The 24,526-nt window shown below is 33.5% G+C and carries 27 protein-coding genes; 14 read left to right on the top strand and 13 right to left on the bottom strand.

The window, feature by feature from the left end; translation table 11 throughout:
- Positions 1–82: 82 nt before the first annotated feature.
- The 7 genes from AACZ41_RS14980 to AACZ41_RS15010 all read right to left on the bottom strand — a co-directional run bounded on the left by AACZ41_RS14980 (position 83) and on the right by AACZ41_RS15010 (position 6,745).
- On the bottom strand, positions 83–1,252 hold the full coding sequence (locus tag AACZ41_RS14980; protein ID WP_339629391.1) for an acyl-CoA dehydrogenase family protein: 1,170 nt from the start codon (positions 1,250–1,252) through the stop codon (positions 83–85).
- Positions 1,253–1,262: 10 nt separating this feature from the next.
- Positions 1,263–2,141, bottom strand: a complete 879-nt coding sequence (locus AACZ41_RS14985; protein ID WP_339629392.1) for a helix-hairpin-helix domain-containing protein — start codon at positions 2,139–2,141, stop codon at positions 1,263–1,265.
- Positions 2,142–2,152: 11 nt separating this feature from the next.
- Positions 2,153–3,763, bottom strand: coding sequence for an alanine/glycine:cation symporter family protein (locus tag AACZ41_RS14990; protein WP_339629394.1), 1,611 nt, complete (start codon positions 3,761–3,763; stop codon positions 2,153–2,155).
- 89 nt (positions 3,764–3,852) lie between these two features.
- Positions 3,853–4,860: a potassium channel protein gene (locus AACZ41_RS14995; protein WP_091627338.1), complete on the bottom strand. Its 1,008-nt coding sequence runs from the start codon at positions 4,858–4,860 to the stop codon at positions 3,853–3,855.
- 3 nt (positions 4,861–4,863) lie between these two features.
- Positions 4,864–5,091 carry a PspC domain-containing protein gene (locus AACZ41_RS15000; protein ID WP_027067864.1) on the bottom strand — a complete coding sequence of 76 codons (228 nt, stop codon included), beginning with the start codon at positions 5,089–5,091 and terminating at the stop codon, positions 4,864–4,866.
- A gap of 11 nt (positions 5,092–5,102) precedes the next feature.
- Complete coding sequence (locus tag AACZ41_RS15005; RefSeq protein ID WP_339629399.1) at positions 5,103–6,380, bottom strand: DUF2851 family protein; 1,278 nt, start codon at positions 6,378–6,380, stop codon at positions 5,103–5,105.
- A gap of 56 nt (positions 6,381–6,436) precedes the next feature.
- Entirely contained in the window at positions 6,437–6,745 is a 309-nt protein-coding gene (locus AACZ41_RS15010; protein ID WP_339629401.1) for a rhodanese-like domain-containing protein, read from the bottom strand.
- Between the two features lie 140 nt (positions 6,746–6,885).
- Between AACZ41_RS15010 and AACZ41_RS15015 the strand changes: the two genes are divergently transcribed.
- From AACZ41_RS15015 to AACZ41_RS15075, 13 genes are all read left to right on the top strand, one after another.
- Entirely contained in the window at positions 6,886–7,332 is a 447-nt protein-coding gene (locus tag AACZ41_RS15015; RefSeq protein ID WP_339629403.1) for a MarR family transcriptional regulator, read from the top strand.
- 13 nt (positions 7,333–7,345) lie between these two features.
- The gene (locus tag AACZ41_RS15020; protein WP_339629404.1) at positions 7,346–7,978 is read left to right on the top strand and encodes an NAD(P)H-dependent oxidoreductase; all 633 of its coding nucleotides are present in this window, start codon (positions 7,346–7,348) and stop codon (positions 7,976–7,978) included.
- Between the two features lie 30 nt (positions 7,979–8,008).
- A complete protein-coding gene (locus AACZ41_RS15025; protein WP_339629407.1) occupies positions 8,009–8,590 on the top strand; it encodes a YceI family protein in 582 nt (193 codons plus the stop codon).
- A gap of 264 nt (positions 8,591–8,854) precedes the next feature.
- Complete coding sequence (locus AACZ41_RS15030; protein WP_339629409.1) at positions 8,855–10,252, top strand: anthranilate synthase component I family protein; 1,398 nt, start codon at positions 8,855–8,857, stop codon at positions 10,250–10,252.
- A 1-nt stretch (position 10,253) separates the two neighbouring features.
- Complete coding sequence (locus AACZ41_RS15035; RefSeq protein WP_339629410.1) at positions 10,254–10,817, top strand: aminodeoxychorismate/anthranilate synthase component II; 564 nt, start codon at positions 10,254–10,256, stop codon at positions 10,815–10,817.
- A 34-nt stretch (positions 10,818–10,851) separates the two neighbouring features.
- Positions 10,852–11,847, top strand: coding sequence for an anthranilate phosphoribosyltransferase (gene trpD, locus AACZ41_RS15040; protein WP_339629411.1), 996 nt, complete (start codon positions 10,852–10,854; stop codon positions 11,845–11,847).
- Positions 11,848–11,878: 31 nt separating this feature from the next.
- On the top strand, positions 11,879–12,664 hold the full coding sequence (trpC, locus tag AACZ41_RS15045; protein WP_339629486.1) for an indole-3-glycerol phosphate synthase TrpC: 786 nt from the start codon (positions 11,879–11,881) through the stop codon (positions 12,662–12,664).
- Positions 12,665–12,666: 2 nt separating this feature from the next.
- Positions 12,667–13,293 (top strand): phosphoribosylanthranilate isomerase, encoded by a 627-nt coding sequence (locus AACZ41_RS15050; protein WP_339629412.1) that lies wholly within the window; start codon positions 12,667–12,669, stop codon positions 13,291–13,293.
- Positions 13,290–14,474 carry a tryptophan synthase subunit beta gene (gene trpB, locus AACZ41_RS15055; RefSeq protein ID WP_339629413.1) on the top strand — a complete coding sequence of 395 codons (1,185 nt, stop codon included), beginning with the start codon at positions 13,290–13,292 and terminating at the stop codon, positions 14,472–14,474. The genes AACZ41_RS15050 and trpB overlap by 4 nt, the downstream gene beginning before the upstream one ends.
- Before the next feature lie 3 nt (positions 14,475–14,477).
- On the top strand, positions 14,478–15,242 hold the full coding sequence (trpA, locus tag AACZ41_RS15060) for a tryptophan synthase subunit alpha (RefSeq protein WP_339629414.1): 765 nt from the start codon (positions 14,478–14,480) through the stop codon (positions 15,240–15,242).
- A gap of 1 nt (position 15,243) precedes the next feature.
- A complete protein-coding gene (locus AACZ41_RS15065) occupies positions 15,244–15,474 on the top strand; it encodes a hypothetical protein (RefSeq protein WP_339629415.1) in 231 nt (76 codons plus the stop codon).
- 294 nt (positions 15,475–15,768) lie between these two features.
- Positions 15,769–17,262, top strand: a complete 1,494-nt coding sequence (locus AACZ41_RS15070) for a M20/M25/M40 family metallo-hydrolase (protein WP_339629416.1) — start codon at positions 15,769–15,771, stop codon at positions 17,260–17,262.
- Between the two features lie 211 nt (positions 17,263–17,473).
- A complete protein-coding gene (locus AACZ41_RS15075; RefSeq protein WP_339629417.1) occupies positions 17,474–17,809 on the top strand; it encodes a hypothetical protein in 336 nt (111 codons plus the stop codon).
- Between the two features lie 60 nt (positions 17,810–17,869).
- Here the strand turns inward: AACZ41_RS15075 and AACZ41_RS15080 are convergent, their stop codons facing one another.
- Both AACZ41_RS15080 and AACZ41_RS15085 read right to left on the bottom strand, forming a co-directional pair.
- Positions 17,870–20,416, bottom strand: a complete 2,547-nt coding sequence (locus AACZ41_RS15080) for a phosphoenolpyruvate carboxylase (RefSeq protein ID WP_339629418.1) — start codon at positions 20,414–20,416, stop codon at positions 17,870–17,872.
- A gap of 293 nt (positions 20,417–20,709) precedes the next feature.
- Positions 20,710–21,378 carry a uracil-DNA glycosylase family protein gene (locus AACZ41_RS15085; RefSeq protein ID WP_339629419.1) on the bottom strand — a complete coding sequence of 223 codons (669 nt, stop codon included), beginning with the start codon at positions 21,376–21,378 and terminating at the stop codon, positions 20,710–20,712.
- An 83-nt stretch (positions 21,379–21,461) separates the two neighbouring features.
- Here AACZ41_RS15085 and AACZ41_RS15090 point away from each other — a divergent pair, with 83 nt between their 5' ends.
- Positions 21,462–21,590, top strand: a complete 129-nt coding sequence (locus AACZ41_RS15090) for a 30S ribosomal protein THX (protein WP_339629420.1) — start codon at positions 21,462–21,464, stop codon at positions 21,588–21,590.
- Positions 21,591–21,592: 2 nt separating this feature from the next.
- On the opposite strand, the gene AACZ41_RS15095 is transcribed toward AACZ41_RS15090, so the two are convergent.
- The 4 genes from AACZ41_RS15095 to AACZ41_RS15110 form a co-directional block, all read right to left on the bottom strand.
- A complete protein-coding gene (locus AACZ41_RS15095; protein ID WP_339629421.1) occupies positions 21,593–21,958 on the bottom strand; it encodes a hypothetical protein in 366 nt (121 codons plus the stop codon).
- Positions 21,959–22,005: 47 nt separating this feature from the next.
- Positions 22,006–22,767 carry a peroxide stress protein YaaA gene (gene yaaA / locus AACZ41_RS15100; RefSeq protein ID WP_339629422.1) on the bottom strand — a complete coding sequence of 254 codons (762 nt, stop codon included), beginning with the start codon at positions 22,765–22,767 and terminating at the stop codon, positions 22,006–22,008.
- 93 nt (positions 22,768–22,860) lie between these two features.
- Positions 22,861–23,889, bottom strand: a complete 1,029-nt coding sequence (locus tag AACZ41_RS15105) for an RluA family pseudouridine synthase (RefSeq protein ID WP_339629423.1) — start codon at positions 23,887–23,889, stop codon at positions 22,861–22,863.
- Positions 23,890–24,480, bottom strand: a complete 591-nt coding sequence (locus AACZ41_RS15110) for a PASTA domain-containing protein (RefSeq protein WP_091627488.1) — start codon at positions 24,478–24,480, stop codon at positions 23,890–23,892.
- Positions 24,481–24,526: the final 46 nt, after the last annotated feature.

Here is a 24,526-nt window from a genome sequence, read left to right on the forward strand (position 1 = left end):
TTATGATTAAGGGTGCAAATATAACAACTATATTCATTTAGGCAACCAATAATCGGATTTTTAAAAACTAATTTTATTAATATTAAACTTTAGCAGGCTTATACTCTTTTTTATCTATGACCATCTTAGCGATTATCTCCCTAAGAATTTCTGATGTTCCACCACCTATAGGCCCTAGTCTACTATCTCTAAAGTTACGCGCCATTGGGTAATCTTCTATATAACCATAGCCCCCCAAGAACTGCAAACATTCATAAGCAACCTCATCGGCAACCTTAGTAGATTTCAATTTAGAAATCGTAGCCTCTTTAACTACATACTGACCTTTATCTAAACGATATGCAACTGAATAATTATATTCTTTACACATATCAATATCTGCATACAAATCTGCAACTCTATGTCGTAATGCCTGAAACCTATTAATAGACTTTCCAAAAGCTTCTCTTTCTGACATATACTTTAAAGCGTACTCCAAAACATGCTCTGACCTAGCATGAGCATTTACACCCATTATCAATCGCTCTAAAGAGAAATGCTCCATAATGTATGAAAATCCCATATGCTCTTCGCCCATAAGGTTTTCAACCGGAATTTTCACATTATCAAAAGCCAATTCTGCAGTATCGGAAGCTCTCCATCCTAATTTATTCAATTTATTAGCGGTAACTCCTTTACTATGTCTATCGACTACAAAAATACTAATTCCCTTATTTCCTAATTCTGGTGCAGTCTTAGCTGCTACAATCATATAATCAGCATATACACCATTTGTTATAAAGGTCTTAGATCCGTTTAAAATATAAAAATCACCATCTCTTACAGCAGTTGTGCGCATTGCAGCAACATCACTCCCACCAAAAGGTTCTGAGACGCAAAGACATCCTATTTTATCACCGTCAACACTTGGTCTTAAATATTTTTCTTTAATAAAAGAATCTGCCTCTTTATTAAGATGTGTCATTGCTAAATAAGCATGAGCCCAAATTGCTGCTGCAAAACCGCCAGAATTAACTTTCTGAAGCTCCTCCAATAAGATTACCGTATAAAATAGATCAAGACCTAAGCCCCCATCTTCTTCGGGAGTAGCTAAACCGAAATAACCCATATCTCCGAATTTCTTCCAAATGAACCTTTCAATTGTACCTGTCTCCTCCCATTTGTCTATATGTGGAACAACTTCTTTTTGTAAAAAATCTTTTAAACTCTCCCTAAATAATTGATGTTCTTCACTGAAGTACATACTTTGCATAGCATTTTTTTTATAGTGACAAATATAAATTAATTCTATCAATTCGCTCTGCGGGAAATTCTTCTATTTTTAATAATTCGCTCAATGATTTGATACTTCCGTTGAGATTACGATAATTTACTATTCGCTCAGCTACCTCTTTTTGAATATATATCAATTTAGACAATTCGTAAGCTGTTGCAGTATTAATATTAATCTTGACAATATTAGGCCTACTAATTACCTTAAACTGTTTTAATATACGCTTGGCGACTTCTTCATCTAAATAATAAACTTCAAATAATTGGTCGTCTACCAAAAAACCACCTAATCTATTTCTGAATTTTATAATTCTCGCTGATAGTTTCTCTCCTACTCCATTAATAACCCTTAATTCCTCAGCAGTAGTTGTATTCAAATCTTTCCAAACAACAATCTCAGTAGTCGTGCTTAGCTTTTTTGAGCTACTCACTTCGCTTGGTTTATATTCGTGCTTTGTTGTCCATTCTGGAAATTTGAAATAAGGAGAAATAACTTGCAATAGTGAATCTGATATGCTTGTTACAATTTGGAATTCTTCAGCCGAATTTACGAATTTATTAGTCTTTCTGAAATTGTGCAATTTATCGATTTCATCAGTTGACATACCTAATGTATATCCTTTAAAGTCTGAAATAAAATTTGGATTAAAAGGATACACTTTAACTGAATCATTCTTCAACGCAATATTTTTTAGCGAATCAATTCTAACCTGAAATTCATTATCAATATTTAAGGGGTATTTCTCATTTATTTGATATGAATCATATACAAAATATCCTACTTGAATAATAATAAGGAAAAGTATTAAAAAGAAAATCCCACTTCGTTCTTGTTTATTGAACTTGAAGTGGGATTTTAAATTTTTCAAAAGATCAGTAATTAATAAACCTCCTTAATCGCCTTTAAATAACGCTCAAAACTCTTTTTAACTTTTGGAAAAAGTATTAACAATCCTATCATATTAGGGAAAACTAATGCTAAAATCATCGCATCGGAAAACTTAATAACCGCATCAAGCGTAGCTGCCGCTCCGATTACAACAAAAATCAAAAACAATACTTTGTAAACGATATCTGCAACCTTACCTCTACCAAATAAATATTTCCATGATTGAAGTCCGTAATATGACCAAGAAATCATGGTTGAAAAAGCAAATAGAATAATTGCAATAGTCAGTACATATCTAAACCCTGGTATTACCGAATCATAAGCCATAGACGTTAAATCTACACCACCAACATAAGCCCCTGTATCATTTAAAAGCACAGTACTACCAATTCCATTTCCATAATCAAATGCACCGGCATCCATATTAAAGAATATAATAACCAAAGCTGTCATAGTACAAATAACTACTGTATCTATAAATGGCTCTAATAAAGCAACAATACCTTCACTTGCAGGGTATCTTGTCTTAACAGCAGAATGTGCTATTGCAGCAGAACCAGCTCCTGCTTCATTAGAGAAAGCAGCTCTTTGGAAACCAACGATAATTACACCAACAATACCACCTATTGCCGCATCGGGAGCAAAGGCACCAGCGAATATCATACCGAAGGCATCACCTATATATTTAATGTTCGCAAAAATAATTACCAAAGAAGCCAAAACATATATACCAGCCATAAACGGTACAATTTTTTCAGTAACGCTTGCTATTTTTTTAATTCCTCCGATTATTACAATTCCAACTAAAACCGCAAGAACTACACCGATAATAACACCATTTGCACCACCTTCCAAATTAAACATTGTTGTTAGTTGAACCGCAGCTTGATTTGATTGAAACGCATTTCCACCACCAAAAGAAGCTCCAACACACAATATAGCAAAGACTCCAGCAAGAACTTTACCTAAAATCTTCATGTTGTTTTCGCTAAGCCCCTTTGATAAATAATACATTGGCCCACCATAAACAGTTCCGTCTGGTCCAACATCTCTATATTTAACCCCTAAGGTACATTCCACAAATTTTGTAGACATTCCTATTAGACCACAAACAACCATCCAAAATGTAGCACCAGGACCACCTAATGCGATAGCAACAGCCACACCTGCAATATTACCAAGCCCGACAGTACCAGAAACCGCAGTAGCCAATGCTTGAAAATGACTAACCTCTCCTTCTTCACTTTCATCTCTTATCGTATCAGGTATATCCCCATCTTCGGTCATATGCAACTGAACTTTTTCTAAGCCATATTTTTCTATCTCCTCATATTTTCCACGAACCACATTTATTGCTAAAGGAAATTTGGTGATACCAGGAAATTTAAAATAAATTGTGAAAAAAGTTGCCCCTGCAATTAGCAGAATCAAAACTATAGGTATATTATAACCGGCAATGGGAACAGATGTCAATACTGTTGCTTCCCACCAAGTTGCAAATGGCATAAAAGCATCATTTACTTTTTCATCTAAACCTTTTTCTTGTGCAAAGGTTAATGTGGGTAGTAAAAATGACAAAAAAGTCAGAAGTTTATACTTCATAGTTTTCAGATTTATTTTGGATTAGTTAGTTAATCTAGCAATATCTTAAAAATAATGGATGCAGTCAAATTTATATGCCATAAAGATTTTTAATCTATATGAAACATTTTGTTCAATTTTTTAATTTGTTCAGGCCTACCTAAAACAATTACCTTGCTTTTAGGTTGTAATTGCATATCAGCCTCCGGGTTTATAATATACTTGCCATCTGGCGATATGTATCCAATAATTGTACAGCCGGTTTTTTTTCTTAAATCTAAATCTCTCAATGAATTACATTCTATTTGGTTCGAGAAATCCTCAATTGCGACCTCTTCTAAATTGGTTGTATTCTCACCTTCCATCGAAAGCTTATCCATAAACGTGATAAGGTCTGGCATTACCACCAAAGATGCCATATGATCTCCCCCGATCTTATCTGGCATTATCACCTTATTGGCACCTGCCAAGAATAACTTCTTTTGAGAATTCACTAAAGATGCCCTACTTATAATGAAGAGGTCTTTTTTCATTTGCCTGGCAGACAGAACAACAAAAAGGTTTGCAGCATCATCTGGTAAGGCAGCAATCAAAAATTGAGCTCTCTCAATACCGGCTTCTAACAATACATCATCATCATTTGCGTCACCTTCAATGAATAAGATTTCATCCTCAAATCTTTCTATAACTTCTTTATCTTTTTCTATAACCACAAATGGTCTTTTATAGGCTTTTAGCCTTTCAGCAGCCTGCATACCATTTCGACCAAAGCCACAGACTATAACATGTTGATTTAAATTCTCAATGGCATTCTTCATTTTCTTCTTTTTTAGCAGTTCAATTGAATTTCTAGAGAGTAGGTATTCTGTAACTATAGATATGGCAAAACCCACTATAAAAACACTGGTAATGATTAGCACTATGGTAAATATCTTACCTTCTGGCCCCATAGGCCTTACTTCTGAAAAACCAACTGTAGTGACCGTAATTATGGTCATGTAAAATGCATCTACCCAGGAATAGTCTGCAACAATTCTATACCCGAGCACACCAAATGCCAATACCATAACCATTAGGGCTAGTGCCAAATAAATTTTAGACCTAAATAATTGTATCATAGATTACAAATCAAAAACTGAGTTTCGTTTGGTATAAATTAAATCTTTGATTCTAAGCCAAAAAGCTAAAAAAAGATAGAGCGCAAAACCAAAACCCACAGTAACAAAGGTTAGATAAATAAAGGAGGTTCGAACTACTCGTGCTCTTATTCCTAAACGCTCAGCAATTCTACCACATACCTCAAAACCTCTTTTTTGAAAGTATAACAATAATTTATAGAATACATTCATTGGGCATAAAATTAGACTTTTATATTCATTAAAGATGCACCTACAGCACAATCTAAGCATTTGTCTTTAACACAGTATTTATTATATAATTGAATATATGATTGTGACTCTTTCGCGTCTTTAATCGAGACATGCAATTTTCTGAAATTATCGACTATACTATTATCTTCCTCTTTAATGGACTTCACTATTTTAAGTAACGACTCATTATTCATATTACCCTGATACCGTTGATAACTAAATTTTAACGGAATAATCGTATTGATCATTAGCAAATCTAAAAATGAATTTGAAATTTTCTTAACACTCTTTTTTGATGTTTTCCCAAAGTTATAGTGAGTCTCCCAATATACACTAGTTCCTAAATTGAATATTTTAGAAATGTTAGGCTGATCTTGTTCAATTAACAAATGAAAAAGATTATAATTCGTAGAATAAATAGTGCTTAATTGTGCTAACCTAATTGTAGGGAAATTGGATGGTCTAAGTCTAAAAAATTCTGGTGCTTTATAAGGCTGCATAAGTTGATACTTATGCTTTAAGAAATCATACTCCTTTTTCAAAGACTTATAATGAGCATCAATCTCATGGTCATCATTTAATAATCTTGCTTGACCCAAAAATAAACTCTCTAGCTCTAAAGGTTTTTCATGCAGCTTTCTAATAATTGAAAAATCAACAGTTTTCCCCAATTCAACAAATACGTCCTTATTGATTTTAGACCCAAAGGTTTTCAATAGCATTAAGAACAAAACCTGCTCCCAATCATTGTTTGTAGATTCAAGTAATTGATTTATGTACACAGATTTTTCCTCTAATCGGTCTACAAATAGTCGGTCTAACCAATTATTTCTCAAAAAATCATCTACATCGTTAAATTCCTTTTCGCAATTAATAAATCTATAATTTCTTGAATCAAAAAGTGCTTGATATGTTTCTAGAAGCTCTAAAGAGATATATTTTTTTAACGATAAGGTTGGTATTTGTGTACCATCTTTTCTAAAGACCGAAACATCATCATCCCAAACTACATGTAGTACTACATTGTCGTAATTACTATCTTCTTGATGATTATGGGCATACCAATCTGAAGATTTTACGTGTATCTCTACGTTACCTGCCCATAATTGGCCATTCAATTCAACCTTAGCATTAAAAAAATCTGGACCGCTTAAATGATTGTGAACACCAGTCGATTCTACAATAATACTTTCACCTGAATTGGTTTTAAGTTTATTAATAGGGTACTTTCTGTACATCCACACAAAATGAAGTAAATCTTCCCTCATTCTATAAAAGTAAAAAACCCGCTATAAAGCGGGTGTAATTTTTTAAAGAAATTAAACTAAGCGGTCTCACCCTCCCAATTCATAAACCCTCCTTGAAGATTAAAAGCATTGTCAATACCTAAGCTTTTCATAATAGCACATGCTTGTCCACTTCTATTTCCTGACCTACAATAAACATAATAGTTTTTTGACTTGTCTAATTTTTCAAGTTCTTCGATAAACTCCTGTCCTTTATAAATATCTAAATTAATAGAATTAGGAATTATACCTTCTTCTATCTCTTCCTCTGTTCTTACATCGAGAATTACTGCATTTGAATCTTTTTCCAATTGCTCTTCCCACTCTTTTTGTGATAAATCTGCCATAGTATACATATTAAAGCGTAAAAATAATCGATTTTTATTTAAATAGAACATCAGTATATTTTTAACAAAACATTAATGTATTAGAAATGGAATGAAACAAATTAAACACATACATTTGTACATACAAATATTGTATATACATGAATGTTGAGGAGATTATAAAAACAAATGTTGAAATACCATTATATAAAAGGACTATTATTCATTTGTCTTTGGTTATGAATAAGATTGATGAGGAAGTGGCATTAAGCTTGAAACCTTTTGACATATCAATTCAACAATTTAATGTCCTTAGTATATTAAGAGGTCAAAAAGGAAATCCTGCAAATCTTTCGACCATCAATGAACGTATGGTTTCTAAAATGAGTAATACTACTAGACTGGTAGATAAGTTACTTTTAAAGGGGTTTGTGAGTAGAAGCATTTGCAAACAAAATAGAAGAAAAGTAGAAATTTTAATTACAAAAGAAGGATTAAAGGTCTTAGAAAAAATTGACGGTATACTTTTTGAAACAGAAAAGTCGATACTCCAAAATTTCAACGAAGCTGAATTACATGAATTCAATACATTACTAAATAAATTTTAAGCAAAATCAAACTATGAGTACAATACTAGATAAATTAAGTTGGCGATATGCTACTAAAAAATTTGATAACTCTAAAAAAGTCAGTAAGGAAGATTTAAATACCATTTTAGAGGCTGCAAGATTAACTCCTTCATCTTATGGTTTGCAACCTTATCATATTTTAGCCATAGAAGATAATAATATTAAGGCAAAATTAAGAAAGGTTTCTTTTGATCAACCACAAATTACAGACGCTTCTTATATTATAGTACTTGCTAACAAACCAACCTTTGACGGTAATATGGTTGATGACTATATTGACAACATTATTGAAACTCGTGGTGTATCGAGTAAAGACGTAGAAGGTTTTTCACAAATGATGAAATCTTCTTTATTAGATCTACCAGATGTACAAAAGAACGCATGGACAACCAGTCAAGCCTACATAATTTTAGGAAACATCATGACTATTGCAGCTGAAATGAAAATTGATACTTGTCCATTGGAAGGTTTTGACAAAAACCAATACAATGAAATTTTAGGTTTAAATGATAAAAATTTGAACGCTGCAGTTGTTTTAGCTATAGGTTATAGATCGGCCGATGATGCTACTCAAAATTACCCAAAAGTCAGATATTCAAGAGAACAAATAATCACACATATATAATTAATAACAAAAACAATTTAAAATTAAAAAATGAAGAAATCAATATTAAGTATCGCTTTAGTAACAATTTTCGGATTATCAGCAACCGCCTCCACCCCTAAAGAAGGCGAAAAGAAGGAAGTTAAGGTTAGTGAAAGTACAGCTTCTTGGAAAGGTTATAAGGTAACAGGAGAGCACAATGGTTCAATTAAATTGAAATCTGGCTTCTTAGAAATGAAAGGTAAAAAATTAATAGGTGGTGAGTTTGTAGTTGACATGACATCTATATCTTGTAATGATTTAGAATCTGGTCAAGGAAAAGAAAAATTAGAAGGTCATTTAAAATCTGCAGATTTCTTTGGTGTAGAAGCTAGTCCTACCGCTAAATTAATTTTCACTTCTGTAAAACCCATGAATGATAATTCATATACGGTTACTGGAGATTTAACTATAAAAGGGATTACCAAGCCTGTTACTTTAGTAGTTTCTATGTTCGAGAATAAGGCAACTGCTACTGTAAAGGTTGACAGAACAAAATTCGATATTAAATATGGTTCTGGCAGCTTTTTTGATAACCTGGGTGACAAAGCCATTTATGATGATTTTGATTTAGTTGTAGATTTAGCACTATAATTTTTTTCATTTAGGTGTTACCTAAGTTAAATTCAAACAATTTTTAATCCCTTTGAAATATTTCAAAGGGATTTTTATTTTTGAAGAAGGAAAGTTTGAAAGTTTAAAATTCCTTTATATATTTGAGGCTCAATGAAAAATTTAATTGCAAATACTTGGTGGTGGACTAACTTACGAATAACAACGTGAGCAAAGCATCATTGTAGTAAAACTATATAAAGGCTTGTCATCACGACAAGCCTTCCTTATTTTATAAAAGTACCTATGGCCTATCAATTTAAAACATATCATAAAAAAATTCTTTCTGACACTTTAACCCCGGTAAGTATTTATTTAAAAATCAGGGACCGTTTTCCAAATAGTATTTTATTGGAGAGTAGTGACTATCACGCAAATGATAATAGTTTTTCCTATATCTGCTGCAACCCTATAGCTTCTATAAAAATTGAGAACGAAACTGTTACCGAAACGTATCCTGATGGTGCAATAGAAGAGTTAAAAATTGATGAAAAAACTAATGTTGTTCAAATTATTGATGCATTCAGCAAGACTTTCAAAGCGGATGACAATGATTTTAAATTCATTAACAACGGTCTTTTTGGATACATGGCATATGATGCCGTTCGATATTTCGAGGATGTTAATTTAACCGTAAAGGAAGACACTATTCAAATACCGGACATCTATTACGCTGTGTACCAAAATATTATTGCTATCAATCACTTTAAAAATGAAGCCTATCTTTTTGCTCATTGTTACGAGGCAGACAATAATATTCCAGAATTAGAGCAACTTCTGAACATTCGAAATTTTGCCACCTACAATTTCAAGATAAATGGTGAAAGAGAATCCAATTTAGAAGACGAAGAATTTAGAGAACATGTTACTTTGGCAAAAAAACATTGCCAACGTGGCGATGTTTTTCAATTGGTATTAAGTCGTAGATTCTCACAAGGTTTCAAAGGTGATGAATTCAATGTATACAGAGCTTTACGCTCGGTGAACCCTTCACCATACTTATTCTATTTCGATTATGGCGATTTTAAAATCTTCGGAAGTTCTCCTGAAGCTCAATTAATTGTCAGTGATGGTAAGGCAGAAATACATCCAATTGCAGGTACATTTAAAAGAACCGGAAATGACGAGCAAGATGCTGAACTAGCTAAAGAATTAAAAGCTGACGACAAAGAAAACAGTGAACATGTAATGCTAGTCGATTTGGCACGTAACGATTTAAGTCGAAATGGCAACGTTGTACAAGTTGAGAATTATAGAGAGGTTCAATTTTTCTCTCATGTTATACATTTAGTATCTAAGGTTACTGGAATGAAAAAAAGTGATATTTCTACCATGAAAGTAGTGGCAGACACCTTTCCAGCTGGCACATTAAGTGGTGCGCCAAAGCACATGGCAATGCAACTTATTGAAAAATACGAAAAAACAAGTCGCGGATATTATGGTGGTGCAATCGGGTTTATGGACTTTAGCGGCAACTTCAACCATGCTATTATGATTAGAACTTTTCTCAGTAAAAACCATGAACTTCATTATCAGGCAGGAGCGGGAATTGTAGCAGCTTCAAACCCAGAAAGTGAGTTACAAGAAACCTATAACAAATTAGGCGCTTTGACCAAAGCACTAGAAATAGCGGAAGACATTTAAGATGAAGAAAATATTAGTTATAGATAATTACGATAGTTTCACTTACAACCTTGTTCATTATTTAGAAGAGTTAGACTGTGAAGTCGTAGTAAAACGAAATGACCAACTAACATTAGAGGAGGTCGATGCTTTTGAAAAAATAGTTCTATCACCTGGTCCTGGCATACCAGATGAAGCTGGGTTATTAAAGCAAATCATTGAAAAATATGCCCCAACAAAAAGTATATTCGGCGTTTGCTTAGGCCAACAGGCGATTGCAGAAGTATTTGGTGGTTCACTTATAAACTTAAAAGAAGTTTATCACGGTATTGCGACTAAAATTAAAATCACTGTAGAGGATTCAATTTTTAAAGGTATACCTGATGAAATTGAAGTTGGCAGATATCATTCATGGGTCGTTGATCCTGAACTTCCTGAGGTTCTAGAAGTAACATCTGTTGATGAAAACGGCCAAATTATGTCATTACGCCATAAAACCTATGATGTACGTGCTGTACAGTTTCATCCAGAGTCGGTATTAACGCCACATGGAAAAAAAATGCTAGAGAATTGGGTAAAGAATTAGTATACAGCTCTACGAATTTATTATTATCAAGAAAATGAAAGAAACACTTAATAAACTTATAAATCACGAAATACTTTCCAAAGAAGACGCAAAACGTATTTTGGTCAACATTGCGAAAGGTGATTATAATACCAGTCAAATAGCTGCCTTTTTAACGGTATACATGATGCGTAGCATTACTATTGAAGAATTAGAAGGGTTTAGAGATGCGTTGTTAGATTTATGTTTGGCCATAGACTTATCAGCCTATAATCCTATCGATTTATGTGGAACCGGTGGCGATGGCAAAGACACATTCAATATATCAACCTTGGCTTCCTTTGTGACGGCAGGTGCCGGTGTAAAAGTAACCAAACATGGTAACTATGGAGTTTCATCGAAGTGTGGTAGTAGTAATGTGATGGAGTTTCTTGGCATCAAGTTTAGCAATGAAGCCGATTTCCTAGAAAAATGTATTGAAAAGGCAGGTATATGTGTATTGCATGCACCTTTATTTCACCCTGCAATGAAAAACGTCGCACCTATTCGAAAAGACTTGGGGGTGAAGACATTCTTTAATATGTTAGGTCCCATGGTGAATCCGGCATTTCCAAAAAATCAAATGGTAGGTGTATTTAATTTAGAATTGGCTCGTATGTACGGATATCTTTATCAGAAGACCGATAAAAACTTCACCGTTTTACATGCATTAGATGGATACGACGAAATCTCATTAACAGGAAATACTAAAACCATTTCAAATACTACAGAGAGCATGTTAAAACCTTCGGATTTTGGCGTGAATACTATAAAGCAATCGGATATTGTTGGTGGAGATTCCATAGTGGAGTCTGCTCAAATTTTCTTAAACGTTTTGCAAGGAAAAGGAACAGAGCCACAAAACAACGTAGTTTGTGCCAACGCCGGTATTGCCATTGCAACAGTAGAGGGCTTGACTCCAATTCAAGGTTTTGAAAGAGCCAAAGAATCTTTGTTAAACGGAAAAGGTTTGGCAGCCTTGAAAAAAATACAGGAATTAAGCAGGAATTAAAAAGGCTTAGTTTGTAATGAAAATATCAAATATGGATATACTTTCAAAAATAGTAGCAGATAAACGTAAGGAGGTCGAATTAAAAAAATCGATAATTCCTGTATCACAATATGAGGCATCGGCTTTGTTTGAAAGAAAAACCTACTCCTTGTCAAATGCATTGAAGCAAAGTGATACGGGTATAATTTCTGAATTTAAACGAAGGTCCCCATCCAAAGCGAGTATTAACCAAAATGCAAATGTTGGCCAGGTAGCAAATGGATATGAAAAAGCCGGTGTTTGTGGTATGAGCGTACTTACAGATATCAAATATTTTGGTGGTTCTATTGAAGATTTAATTTTAGCAAGAGCGACGGTTCAAATACCATTACTTCGTAAAGAATTTATTATCAATGAGTATCAAATAATAGAAGCAAAGGCTAATGGCGCAGATATTATCTTATTAATTGCAGCAATTTTAACGAAACAAGAAATCAAAACCTTTTCTGAACTTGCTAAAAGCTTAGGGTTAGATGTTCTTTTGGAGGTGCATAATGAAGAAGAATTACATAAATCGATTATGCCAAGTTTAGATATGTTAGGGGTTAATAATCGTAACCTAAAAACTTTTGAGGTAAGTCTTGATACTAGTAAGTCACTATCTAAATTGATACCTGTTGATTTTGTGAAAGTATCAGAAAGTGGTATTAGTTCTATTGAGGCCATCCAAGAATTAAAAGAATATGGTTACGAAGGATTTCTAATTGGAGAAAATTTCATGAAAACCGATAACCCAGGACAAAGTGCCATAGACTTCATAAAAAAAATAAAGAAATAGTCATGAAACTGAAAATCTGTGGAATGAAACTAAATACGTCTGAAGTTGCACAATTGCGACCAGATTATCTTGGTTTTATTTTTTGGAAACATTCGTCTAGGTTTTTTAATGGGGAAATTCCAGAACTCCCCCATTATATTAATAAAATAGGAGTTTTTGTTGATGCCGAGTTCGATTACATCATTAAGACCGTTAAAAAATATCAATTACAAGGATTGCAGTTGCATGGTCATGAAAGTTCAGAATATTGTGTAGAAATTGCATCAGAATTAAAAAAAATAAATCAGAAAGTAGACATCATTAAGGTCTTTTCCATAAAGCAGGAATTTGATTTTGATGTACTAAAGCCTTATGAGAAAATATGTGATTATTATCTTTTTGATACCAAAGGAAAATTACCTGGTGGTAACGGTTATACTTTCGACTGGTCTGTTTTAAAAAATTATCCTTCAACCAAACCTTTTTTTTTAAGCGGAGGTATTGGGTTGAATAACCTTGATAAAATAAACGAATTCAAAAAATTACCTGAGGCCAAATACTGTTACGCAATTGATGTGAATAGTAAATTTGAACTACAACCTGGTTTGAAAAATATTAAAGAATTACAAAAATTTAAAGTAGCGCTATGAATTATAATGCTGACAAAAAAGGATATTATGGGGAGTTTGGCGGTGCCTTTATTCCAGAAATGCTGTATCCCAATGTTGAGGAACTGCGTCAAAATTATTTAAAGATAATGTATGAGGATTCTTTTCAAGAAGAATTCAATCAGCTGTTAAAAGATTATGTTGGCAGACCATCGCCGCTGTATTTTGCTAAACGTCTTTCTGAAAAGCACGGTTGCAAAATTTATTTAAAGCGAGAAGACCTCAACCATACAGGTGCACATAAAATTAACAATACAATCGGTCAAATTCTCATGGCTCAGAAATTGGGCAAGACTAGAATAATTGCAGAAACGGGTGCTGGTCAACATGGGGTTGCCACGGCTACGGTCTGTGCCTTAATGGGATTGGAATGTATTGTATACATGGGTGAAATTGATATTGCTCGTCAAGCACCAAATGTGGCCCGTATGAAAATGCTAGGCGCAGAAGTTAGACCTGCAAAATCTGGTAGCAGAACACTTAAAGATGCCACAAATGAAGCTATCAGAGATTGGATCAACAATCCGGTAGATACGCATTATATTATAGGCTCTGCCATTGGTCCACACCCCTACCCGGATATGGTAACTCGTTTTCAATCGGTTATATCCGAAGAAATAAAATGGCAATTAAAAGAAAAAGAAGGTCGTGAGAACCCAGATTATGTGGTGGCATGTATTGGTGGTGGAAGTAATGCCGCAGGCACCTATTATCATTTTTTAGATGAACCTCAAGTAGGTATTATTGCTGTGGAAGCAGCAGGTAAAGGCGTAAATTCAGGAGAAAGTGCAGCAACTTCTGCTTTAGGAGAAGTTGGAATTATTCATGGCTGTAAAACCATGCTGATGCAAACTACTGACGGACAAATTACCGAACCCTACTCTATATCAGCAGGATTAGATTACCCAGGTGTTGGCCCAATGCATTCTCATTTATACAAAACTGGGCGCGCAGAATTTTATTCGGCTACAGATGATGAAGCTATGGCTGCAGGATTAGAATTAACGCAATTAGAAGGAATCATACCTGCCATTGAAACGGGACATGCCTTTGCCATTTTTACTCATAAAAAATTCAAGAAAGATGATATTGTAGTAATTAGCCTTTCTGGTCGAGGTGATAAAGATTTGAATACATATATAGATTATTTTAAGCTAGCATAAGAGATGAGCAATAGAATAAAAAGTAAATTACTAGAAGACAAGAAACTTCTCTCCATATATTTTACAGCTGGTTATCCATCTTTAAATGACACTGTTCAAATTATTCAAGATTTGGAAAAGAATGGAGTAGATATGATTGAAATAGGGTTACCATTTAGCGACCCTTTAGCAGATGGTCCTACTATTCAAGAAAGTTCTACGCATGCCTTAAAAAATGGTATGACTACCGAACTACTTTTTAACCAATTAAAGGATATCAGAAAATCTGTTTCTATTCCTTTGATTATTATGGGATATTTTAACCCGATGCTTCAATATGGTGTAGAAGCATTTTGTAAAAAATGTCAAGAAATTGGTATTGATGGATTGATTATGCCCGATTTACCTTTAGATGTGTACCAATCAAACTATGAGGCTATATTTAAAAAATACGGTTTACTAAATATTTTTCTCATCACCCCACAAACAAGTGAAGAACGTATCGATCACATCGACAAGGCTTCAGACGGATTTATTTACATGGTTAGTTCTGCAAGTGTAACAGGTTCAAAATCTGGTTTTGGGAAAGAACAAGAAAATTACTTTGAGCGCATTACGGCAATGAATCTAAAGAATCCACAGATTGTTGGTTTCGGTATTAAAGATGCCGAAACATTTCAACAAGCCACGAAAACAGCAAAAGGGGCCATCATTGGTTCTGCTTTTATAAAGCATTTAACGGCTCACGGAATTAATAAAACGGCTAAATTCATTAATACAATACGATAATTTGAAAGATTTTTTAAACAATTGGAAACTAATACTACTCTTATGTCTAACCTTAGGTATGGCACCATTTTTTCCTGAGCCCCATATCTATGGAAAGTTAAAATGGATTCTTGGAGGTGCTCAAGGAATGCAATTTATGGATTGGTTCGATGTTGTTCTACATGGATTTCCATTTATTCTCTTGATACGATTAATTATTCTGAAGTTTTTCAAACCAAAAATTAAAAAATAGCCCTTACTCTTTTATAATTCTCGTTCCCTCTTTTCGTCGATATTGGGAATTATTTAATTGAAAAAATCGGAATCCTAAAACATTTCCTTTAAAAGTTTAGTAAGCATAAAACAACCTTTTTTTACTACCAACCTTATTCATTAACTCATCTGCTACTGATTATGACCGAGTGGCAAGTAAAATTAAAAATATTTCGAGAATCATATGGAAAAACTTAACAAATGTACTTGTCTAATTAGAATAGATTTCACTGCATTTTACTTACTTTTAAGCAATATATCTACAAGAACATTCATGAAAAAATCACTTTCCTTCCTATTATTCTTATCTGTTTGTTTTAGTTATTCACAAGATTCTGTTCTAACAAAATCGAAGGTAGCCAATGCTATAACTGAATTGAGAGATTTTGTTGCGATACCCAATGATGCATTGAATGCAGATGATATAGATTCTAATCTTTATTGGCTAAGAAAAAAGTTTACCGAAAGAGGTTTTAATAGTTCTATTTTAGAGACTGAAGGTCTACCTCTATTTTTCGCTGCATTACCAGTTGACGATAGCAAGCCTACCATTTTGTTTTATATGCATTTGGATGGACAATCTGTAGACCCTTCAAAATGGGACCAACCAGACCCTTATAAGGTAGTTTTGAAATCAAAAACTGATGAGGGCTGGAAAACGGAAGCATTTTCTGATTTAACTGATGATATAAATTATGATTGGCGACTGTTTGGTAGATCAACATCAGATGACAAAGGCCCTATTGTAATGTTCTTAAATGCAATTGATATTCTTAGAAAAGATAATGTAGATATCCCATATAATGTAAAAGTTATTTTAGATAGTGAAGAAGAAAAAAGCAGCGCCCCATTACCGAAAGCAGTACGCACCTATAAAGATTTGCTTAAAGCAGATTTCTTAGTCATTAATGACGGACCTGTTCATGTTTCAGGAAAACCAACTATAGTTTATGGCTGTAGAGGTATAACTACACTCTCATTGACTACTTACGGCCCTATTAAACCTCAACATAGTGGTCATTATGGTAATTATGCACCGAACCCAGGGTTTCAATTAGCTCAGTTACTAGCTACCATGAAAGACTCTGAAGGTAAAGTTCTTATTAAGGGTTATTATGATGGAATTACATTAGACGAGGCAACTCTTAAAATATTGAGGAGCGTACCCGATAATGCAGAAGAAATCAATTCTAATTTAGCCATTTCCACTCCAGAAAAAGTGGGCAGTTTTTATCAAGAATCTCTACAATATCCATCTTTGAATATTAGGGGACTAGGTTCTGCATGGATCGGCGATCAAGCAAGAACAATAGTGCCTTCTACCGCAACAGCTGAGTTAGATTTGAGATTAGTACCTGAATCTGATGGCAATCGTCTAAAAAATTTAGTAAAAAATCATATTAAAAAACAAGGATATTATGTGATGAGCACTGTTCCAACAAAAGAAGAGCGTTTAAAGTATGACCATATTGTTACTGTTCAGGAAGGCTCTGTTACCGATGCTTTTAGAACGGACTTGAATAACCCATTTGGAAATTCAATAGTGAAAACTTTGGAAAACAAATTTGGTGAAAAACCGGTTCAAATAAGAATTATGGGTGGTACTGTGCCTATTTCTCCATTTATAAATGAATTAAAAATACCTGCGTTTATTGTGCCTATGGTCAACCCTGACAACAATCAACATAGCCCAAATGAAAACTTAAAAATTGGTCAAATTGCTTATGGTATTGAAACTTTTTATTCGCTCTTGAGCACTAAGATGTAATATTCTGGCACATCAACAATGTTCAGCAGCCTTTTAATTAAAGTCTGCCTTATTTAATGCAAATCATCAAAATTAACGGCATAATATTTGGCTTTATTTTTATATGATTTCTAAAAATTATCTCAATCTATTTTTTGTTTGCCTTGTTCTATTTGCACCTGATTTTAACGTTTTAGGCACAATAACCAATTAAAAAGGAAGACATGCAACAATGCGAATAATTACAATGGTTGGGTCTTTACAACATGGCGAACAATTTACTATTGAAATTACATCGTTGGGTTGCTTTTCTGGCAAACGTCAAACCATTCAAATTATAAATAATGAGGGAATAATAACTGCAAACCTAAATAGTTCTACAAAGGTTTTAGCAACATTTGATATAGAAGAACTTATTCGTTTTGAGCTTCAATTAAGGGAACTACAAATTGGAGGATGTTCAACCGTGGATAAGTATGTACTTAGCAATGTCAACGAAACATTTGTGACTAATGATGGTACTTGTAGTTGGCAAGGTTACAAACAACTTCTTGCTTTATTTGAATAAAATTAAAAAAAGAGCCGCCCTTAATTAAGGCGGCTCTACGAATTTTATTAAAACTTAAGATTAAGCCGAGTTTCTACTCGCATTAATATTACCATATAAAGAACGAGTTACAATTTTCTCATACAACTCTTTAAATTCTGTGCCTTCACCAATTCTTTGAAGTGCATATTGTTGTATTACTAATAATGGTAACACTATATTCTCCCTAATTTTAATAGACTCTCTAGAAATGGCTTCTTTTTCCATCAAAATTTCCATACCAGATAATTTCAATAACATAGCTTTTGAAAGAATATACTCTGCATGTAAAATTTCCCAAAATGCCCCATACTCCTCATTCTCTTTCATATAGCTAGTCAATTCAAAATAGCATTTTGAAAGACTCATCATACTATTCATCATTAAGGCTTGAAAGAATGGAACTTCTTCATAAAGTTTTTTCACTTCCTCAAATCTACCATCATCTTCTAAAGATTTTAATGCTGTACCGATACCATAATAGCCCGGTACATTTTGCTTAAGTTGGCTCCAAGAGCCTACGAATGAAATAGCCCGTAAATCAGACAACTCTAATTTAGCCTTATTACCACGCTTACCTGGTCTACTGCCAATATTAGCTTTGGTGTAGTACTTCAACGTACTCATGTTCTCTAAATAAGGCATAAACTTATCATGATGTTTTAGTTCATCATACTTCTTAAAGCTTAATTCAGATAGCTCCTCTACTAACTTTCTATCAGATTCAGAAATTGAAATTTCCTTTCCTAAAATGGTATTAGATAATCCCGCTGTTAATAATTGCTCACTATTATAAATGAATTGTTCTTTTGTACCGTAAGTACTTGTAATGGTTTGCCCCTGAATGGTAAGTTGTATTTCGTTATTGGCAACTTCTTTGGTCTGTGCTGCATAAAAACGATGTGTTTTACCACCTCCTCTTGCCGGTGGACCCCCTCTACCATCAAAGAAAATAGCTGCAATATTATTCTCATCACATACCGCAGAAAGCTCTTCTTTTGTTTTTAAAATAGACCAATTGGCTTTTAAATAACCACCATCTTTAGTACCATCAGAGAAGCCTAACATTATCGTTTGCTTATTATTTCTACTTTTTACATGTGACCTATATTCTACCAAGTCGAACAAAAATCGCATTGTATCTTGCGCATTGTCCATACCATTCATTGTTTCAAATAATGGAACTATATCAAACGTTATTTTCTTATCTGCCCAACCACACCATCTAAAAAGAGCATATACAAACAAGATGGAAAAAATATCTTCAGAATTACTAATGATATATCTATTACAACCTTCCTCTCCGTTTTTATCTTGTATAGTTTGTAATTGAAGGATATTCTTAATAGTATCCTTTACTATTTCTTCTTCATAGTCATTAGGGTCTAATTGTAAATTCTCGTGAAGCAAAATACCAATTAGCTTTTTTTCAGAAAGTTCACTAAGGTCTTCCTTAATAAATCCTTTCCTTTTAAGAACCTCTACCATAACCTTAGTATGCATACTATGGTCTTGACGTATATCTATTGTAGCAAAATGAACTTTAAATATTTTCACTTTGTCAATAAAACGCTCTAAATCTTTTAAATAAAGTCCTTGATATTTTTCAATCAAGATTAGTCTAATTTCCTCAAGGGGAATTATCAAATCTTCATACCCAATATCTTTTAAACTATCGAACATTGCGATATACAGATTGGAGCGTAATTTCTGCAATGGCTCTTGTACATCTTTAAAAGTAAGTTTATGCAAAAGACTCTTTAGCTCATTGTAATAACATTTCATTAATGTTAAACGAAGCTCATTCATTACATCTCTAGTAATATCTGCTGTTACAAACGGATTCCCATCACGGTCACCCCCTGGCCAAAATCCTAATTTTACAATATCATGATTCTCAAATTGTTTTGAACCCACACTAGCTTTTATATAGGCATACATATCACCAATTGCATCGTAATATACATTTCGTAAGGTATAAATGATGTTTTTTGCTTCGTCTAAAGGCGTAGGTTTCGTAGCATTAATTAATGAGGTAAGTCCCAATTGCTGTAAACCAACATCTATTTCATCAATTTTATCTTCAAGAATCAACGTTCTAAGATTGGTGATAATATCTAATACAGCCGGAGTGTAGAATTGTGTAGGGTGAGCTGTAAGTACAATTCTAGCACTGAAGGTGCTTAATTTATCCCAAATAGTATCCCAAGAATTATTCTTTTCAACCAATTGAAAATATTCTCTCAATGACAATGAACTAGAATGCTTATGTAATTTCGGGAAGGCTGCATCTTCAACACTATCATAAAGTACCACTTGACGCTCTACATATTGTATAATGCGAAACATAAAATCAATTTGTTCTTTTTCTGATTCTATCTCCACAAAATTTTCAAAAAAATTCTCTAGTATTTCTTTCGGATTAAGACCATTACTCAAACCTTTTTCAGATTGGTTCAGTAATAACGGTATCAACATACCTACATTCTCAATATTCTTATATGGTAAATTGAGGAATAGACTATTATAGACATTAAATTTATTTTGGACAGACTTTTTAAATTCTGCCAACCTTTCTTGTTGTTGCATATTTCAAAAACTTTTGGCCATACCATTATGGCAAACTTGATAAATTTCGAATATAAATATCGCTATTCCAAGAGAATTTAGAGAATCATTAGACCGAAATATCATTTTACTAGAAGTATACCACAAAATAGTATGTATTGACAACAAATATTCCAAAATACAGGCAAAGCTATCTACATTTACAATGTAATCAAGTAAATAAAATTTTCATTTTCATATAGTGTTCTCGTAAAAGAGTCTTGTTCTAAAAGCAGGACTCTTTTTAGTTTTATGAAGTATTGGCCATACCATACTTAGAAAAACTCCCTATACTGCAGCACCCTAAAATCTATCGTGTTGAATTCGGCATTTTTGCGCTTCATTCTCTTATAACTTTCGAGACTACCTACTGCTCTATTCGCAGCGCCAGAAGGGGCGATTAACGAAAACGTTTTTATTTTGTTTTTGGTAATAGGATGTATAAACCGATGTATCCGAGGAACAGTATTTGAAATATTCTCCAATAATACATCATATTCCTTTAAATGTTTCCTGAAAAAATATTCAGGTCCGTTTTTACTATTTCCACCTGTAAAAAGAAGTATTTTCACCTTAGGATACTTTTCTAAATAATCGAGTACATTTCGTAAAGCGACATTCTGCATACCAATATCCGAAGCATCAATTTTCTTACGCTCAGCCGATGCTACAATATCACAAACACCTATATGCCTTTGCTTTAAAAATGATTTACGTTGTTCAATGGCTTCTTGGGTAGTTTCAAACTTTAAGTTCAAATTAAATATTCTATCTAAAATCGGCCATAATTGACCATCTCTACTACCGTAGCAAAAATTAACATCACCTTCTTTTAAATCACCTGTTGTAAACCGTGGTGGCGGTAAAGTACCTACAATAAGTTTCTCCGTATTGTGGTCAATAAAAGGTTCATAAGAATGACTATGAAGAAACACTTTTTGCATTATAGGTTTATTCTCTTGAGTTCTTTTTACAGACAATTCATTCCTAAATTACTAACTTTAAGCTAAATCAAAGAAAAGGAGTTATGGGTAAAGGAGACAAAAAGTCAAAAAAGGGGAAAATATCAAATAATTCGTATGGTGCAAGAAGACCTCGAAAAATTAAAAAAAGAGCAACGATTGAGGAAAAAATAAAAGTCAATAAAAAAAAGTAACCTTATTCATCTATTCTAAAATTAAGCCCTACTTGATTTTCTTCATCTAAGGTAATCTCATAGGTATAGAAACCTATTGGTAAAGAATCAGTAAAAACTTCCGTAGGAAAATAATTTAAACTAGTAGAATCTGTTATTATGGTAAGCGAAGCAGTTGGATAAGCCTTTTCAAACTCGATATATTCAGAAAATTTACCACCTTCGATATTTTCATAGACCGTGTCATTTTTAGCTACACGAACTTCACTAAAAAATAGACTCGTACTGTTCTGAATACGAATATTTACCATGCTCAAATTATCGTCCCTATCAGTACAAGAGAAGAATAAACCTATGCAAAAAAAAGAAAGTAATAATACCCGTTTCATATACGCTATTTAAGTATAGCTAATAACGCAGAACCGTAGATAATATTTTATCTAATGAATACAGGTTCGTTTTGCTTTATGGTATGCTCTTGACTGAATTCGTAACCATCTAAATTGAAACATTTGATATCTTCTAAGGTTTTCGCATTAGAATCTAATATATAACGTACCATAGAGCCTCTTGCTTTTTTTGCAAAAAAACTGATAATTTTTAATTTATCATTCTTCCAATCTTTAAATATGGGCGTAATAATTTCAGCTTTTAAATTCTTTGGCTGTAACACACTGTAGTATTCATTACTTGCCAAATTAATAAGCAACTCGCCCTCTTCCATTTCATTGTTCAAATATTCGGTAAGTCTATTGCCCCAATACTCATACAGACTCTTCTTTCTTCCTACTTTCAACGAGGTGCCCATTTCTAAACGGTAAGGCTGCATTAAATCGAGCGGTCTTAAGATACCGTACTGACCAGATAGAATTCTAAGTGTTTTTTGAAGACCTTCTATTTTATCATCGGATAAAGTATATGCATCTATGCCTTGGTACACATCGCCATTAAAAGCATAAATTGCCTGTCTAGAATTCTCGGGTGTAAACGGAATTTCAAAATCTTGATTCCGTTGCCAATTCAACTGTGCCAAATTATCTGAAATAGACATTAGCTCAGCCAACATTTTTGGTTTTTTCTTTGCCAAAAGCTTGTTCAACTTCTCGGCATCATCTATAAACTCTGGCGATGTATATTCAGTAGTTGGAAGTTCACTTTCGTAATTCAATGATTTAGCCGGTGAAATAACAATTTTCATAGTGTACTTTTTAAGTATGCCCAAAAATAAAAAGGAATTATAGGAAGACCTACTAAAGATAAAAAAGAGTTTAAATAGCGTTATCGAAGAATCTTATTCTGTACTACTCTTACTGTAATTACGCCATTTCTCTATTGCATTTGTCATATCTTCTGGCACTACTGAATCAAAACTCATGTGCTCACCTGTAACAGGATGTATAAATCCCAAAGTTTTAGCATGCAATGCCTGCCTTGGTAATAATTTAAATGTATTATCTACAAATTGCTTGTACTTCGTAAATGTGGTACCCTTTAAAATTCTATCACCACCATATCGTTCGTCATTAAACAATGTGTGACCAATATATTTCATATGAACACGTATTTGATGTGTTCTACCTGTTTCTAGTTTACAAGAAACTAAGGTTACATAACCCAATCGCTCAAGTACTTTAAAATGGGTAACTGCCTCTTTACCTTCTTCACCTTCTGGAAAAACGTGCATTTGCAATCGATTCTTAGGATTTCGACCTACATGACCAACAACAGTACCTTCATCTTCCTCAATATTACCCCAAACCAAAGCAATATATTCACGTTCAGACGTCTTGTCAAAAAATTGTTTTGCCAAATGGGTCATGGCTGCTTCAGTCTTGGCTACTACCAATAACCCAGAAGTATCCTTATCTATTCTGTGAACCAAACCAGGTCTTTCATTACTATTTGCCGGTAAATTATCTGAATGAAAAATAAGTGCATTTATCAAGGTACCAGAATAGTTACCATGACCTGGATGAACCACCATACCTGCTGGCTTATTTACAACCAATAAGACGTCGTCTTCGTAAACAATATCTAATGGAATTTCTTCAGGAACCAACAAAAACTCATGTGGCGGGTGCTCAAACAACACCTTTACCTCATCACCTGCCTTAACCTTATAATTCGATTTTACAATCTCGCCATTAACCCAAACATGACCGTCTTTAGCAGATTGTTGAATTTTGTTTCTAGTAGCATTTTCAATGAAATTCATTAAAAATTTATCTACTCTTAAAGGTACTTGTCCTTTAGATGCTACAAAGCGGTAATGTTCAAAAAGTTCACCATCTTCATTCTCCGGTTGCTCTATATTCTCCATTTATTGTTCTGATTCAGCTTTTATGATGGCACGTTCAGTTATGGCACCATTACCACAAATCAATTCTATCTTTGATGTTTTAGGTAGTTTATCTCCCGGCTTTATATACTTTCCTTTAAACTTTAATTGATAGACCATGTCTTTTCCTAATTCGTCTACGTAGGTTACACGTTCCACATCTAAACCTACCGCTTTCAACATTGAAGAAGCATTACGTTTAGTGACTTGAATTATTTTTGGCACGGTTACTTTTTTATATCCTGAAGGATTAACCGTTAAATATATTTTTCTATTTGTCTTTACTTTAGCTCCGGCTTCAGGGTCTTGAGTAATAATAGAAAATCTTGGGTAATCTGGATTATAATTTGCAGAATCCAACACTTCATACCTAAGCCCGGCTTCTTCAATCGATTTTCGCATTTCCATAACCGACTTTTTAGAAAAGTCAGGTACTTCAACAAATTCTCCATGGTTTGTAGTGCTGTTAAGATATCTCAACACAAGAAAAACCGTTACTACCAATACCAACAGCGCAAGACCTAATTGAATTAAAAATGTCTTACTTTTTAAAAAATTGAAAAAATTCCTCATACATATTATTTGACCCGACAAATATAGTAAATGCCCTCATACCATT

The organism is uncultured Maribacter sp. (genome assembly GCF_963974015.1).
GTDB lineage: Bacteria > Bacteroidota > Bacteroidia > Flavobacteriales > Flavobacteriaceae > Maribacter.

Bases quoted from the DNA above. Each gene is read 5' to 3' on its own strand.
- yaaA (WP_339629422.1), bottom strand. From the start codon at position 22,767: ATGAAAATTGTTATTTCACCGGCTAAATCATTGAATTACGAAAGTGAA.
- AACZ41_RS15095 (WP_339629421.1), bottom strand. From the start codon at position 21,958: ATGAAACGGGTATTATTACTTTCTTTTTTTTGCATAGGTTTATTCTTC.
- trpA (WP_339629414.1), top strand. From the start codon at position 14,478: ATGAGCAATAGAATAAAAAGTAAATTACTAGAAGACAAGAAACTTCTC.
- AACZ41_RS14990 (WP_339629394.1), bottom strand. From the start codon at position 3,763: ATGAAGTATAAACTTCTGACTTTTTTGTCATTTTTACTACCCACATTA.
- AACZ41_RS15075 (WP_339629417.1), top strand. From the start codon at position 17,474: ATGCGAATAATTACAATGGTTGGGTCTTTACAACATGGCGAACAATTT.
- AACZ41_RS15015 (WP_339629403.1), top strand. From the start codon at position 6,886: ATGAATGTTGAGGAGATTATAAAAACAAATGTTGAAATACCATTATAT.
- AACZ41_RS15030 (WP_339629409.1), top strand. From the start codon at position 8,855: ATGGCCTATCAATTTAAAACATATCATAAAAAAATTCTTTCTGACACT.
- trpC (WP_339629486.1), top strand. From the start codon at position 11,879: ATGGATATACTTTCAAAAATAGTAGCAGATAAACGTAAGGAGGTCGAA.
- AACZ41_RS15110 (WP_091627488.1), bottom strand. From the start codon at position 24,480: ATGAGGAATTTTTTCAATTTTTTAAAAAGTAAGACATTTTTAATTCAA.
- AACZ41_RS14980 (WP_339629391.1), bottom strand. From the start codon at position 1,252: ATGCAAAGTATGTACTTCAGTGAAGAACATCAATTATTTAGGGAGAGT.
- trpD (WP_339629411.1), top strand. From the start codon at position 10,852: ATGAAAGAAACACTTAATAAACTTATAAATCACGAAATACTTTCCAAA.
- AACZ41_RS15035 (WP_339629410.1), top strand. From the start codon at position 10,254: ATGAAGAAAATATTAGTTATAGATAATTACGATAGTTTCACTTACAAC.
- AACZ41_RS15070 (WP_339629416.1), top strand. From the start codon at position 15,769: ATGAAAAAATCACTTTCCTTCCTATTATTCTTATCTGTTTGTTTTAGT.
- AACZ41_RS15050 (WP_339629412.1), top strand. From the start codon at position 12,667: ATGAAACTGAAAATCTGTGGAATGAAACTAAATACGTCTGAAGTTGCA.
- AACZ41_RS15080 (WP_339629418.1), bottom strand. From the start codon at position 20,416: ATGCAACAACAAGAAAGGTTGGCAGAATTTAAAAAGTCTGTCCAAAAT.
- AACZ41_RS15000 (WP_027067864.1), bottom strand. From the start codon at position 5,091: ATGAATGTATTCTATAAATTATTGTTATACTTTCAAAAAAGAGGTTTT.
- AACZ41_RS15090 (WP_339629420.1), top strand. From the start codon at position 21,462: ATGGGTAAAGGAGACAAAAAGTCAAAAAAGGGGAAAATATCAAATAAT.
- AACZ41_RS14995 (WP_091627338.1), bottom strand. From the start codon at position 4,860: ATGATACAATTATTTAGGTCTAAAATTTATTTGGCACTAGCCCTAATG.
- AACZ41_RS15105 (WP_339629423.1), bottom strand. From the start codon at position 23,889: ATGGAGAATATAGAGCAACCGGAGAATGAAGATGGTGAACTTTTTGAA.
- AACZ41_RS15010 (WP_339629401.1), bottom strand. From the start codon at position 6,745: ATGGCAGATTTATCACAAAAAGAGTGGGAAGAGCAATTGGAAAAAGAT.
- AACZ41_RS15025 (WP_339629407.1), top strand. From the start codon at position 8,009: ATGAAGAAATCAATATTAAGTATCGCTTTAGTAACAATTTTCGGATTA.
- AACZ41_RS15020 (WP_339629404.1), top strand. From the start codon at position 7,346: ATGAGTACAATACTAGATAAATTAAGTTGGCGATATGCTACTAAAAAA.
- AACZ41_RS15005 (WP_339629399.1), bottom strand. From the start codon at position 6,380: ATGAGGGAAGATTTACTTCATTTTGTGTGGATGTACAGAAAGTACCCT.
- trpB (WP_339629413.1), top strand. From the start codon at position 13,290: ATGAATTATAATGCTGACAAAAAAGGATATTATGGGGAGTTTGGCGGT.
- AACZ41_RS15085 (WP_339629419.1), bottom strand. From the start codon at position 21,378: ATGCAAAAAGTGTTTCTTCATAGTCATTCTTATGAACCTTTTATTGAC.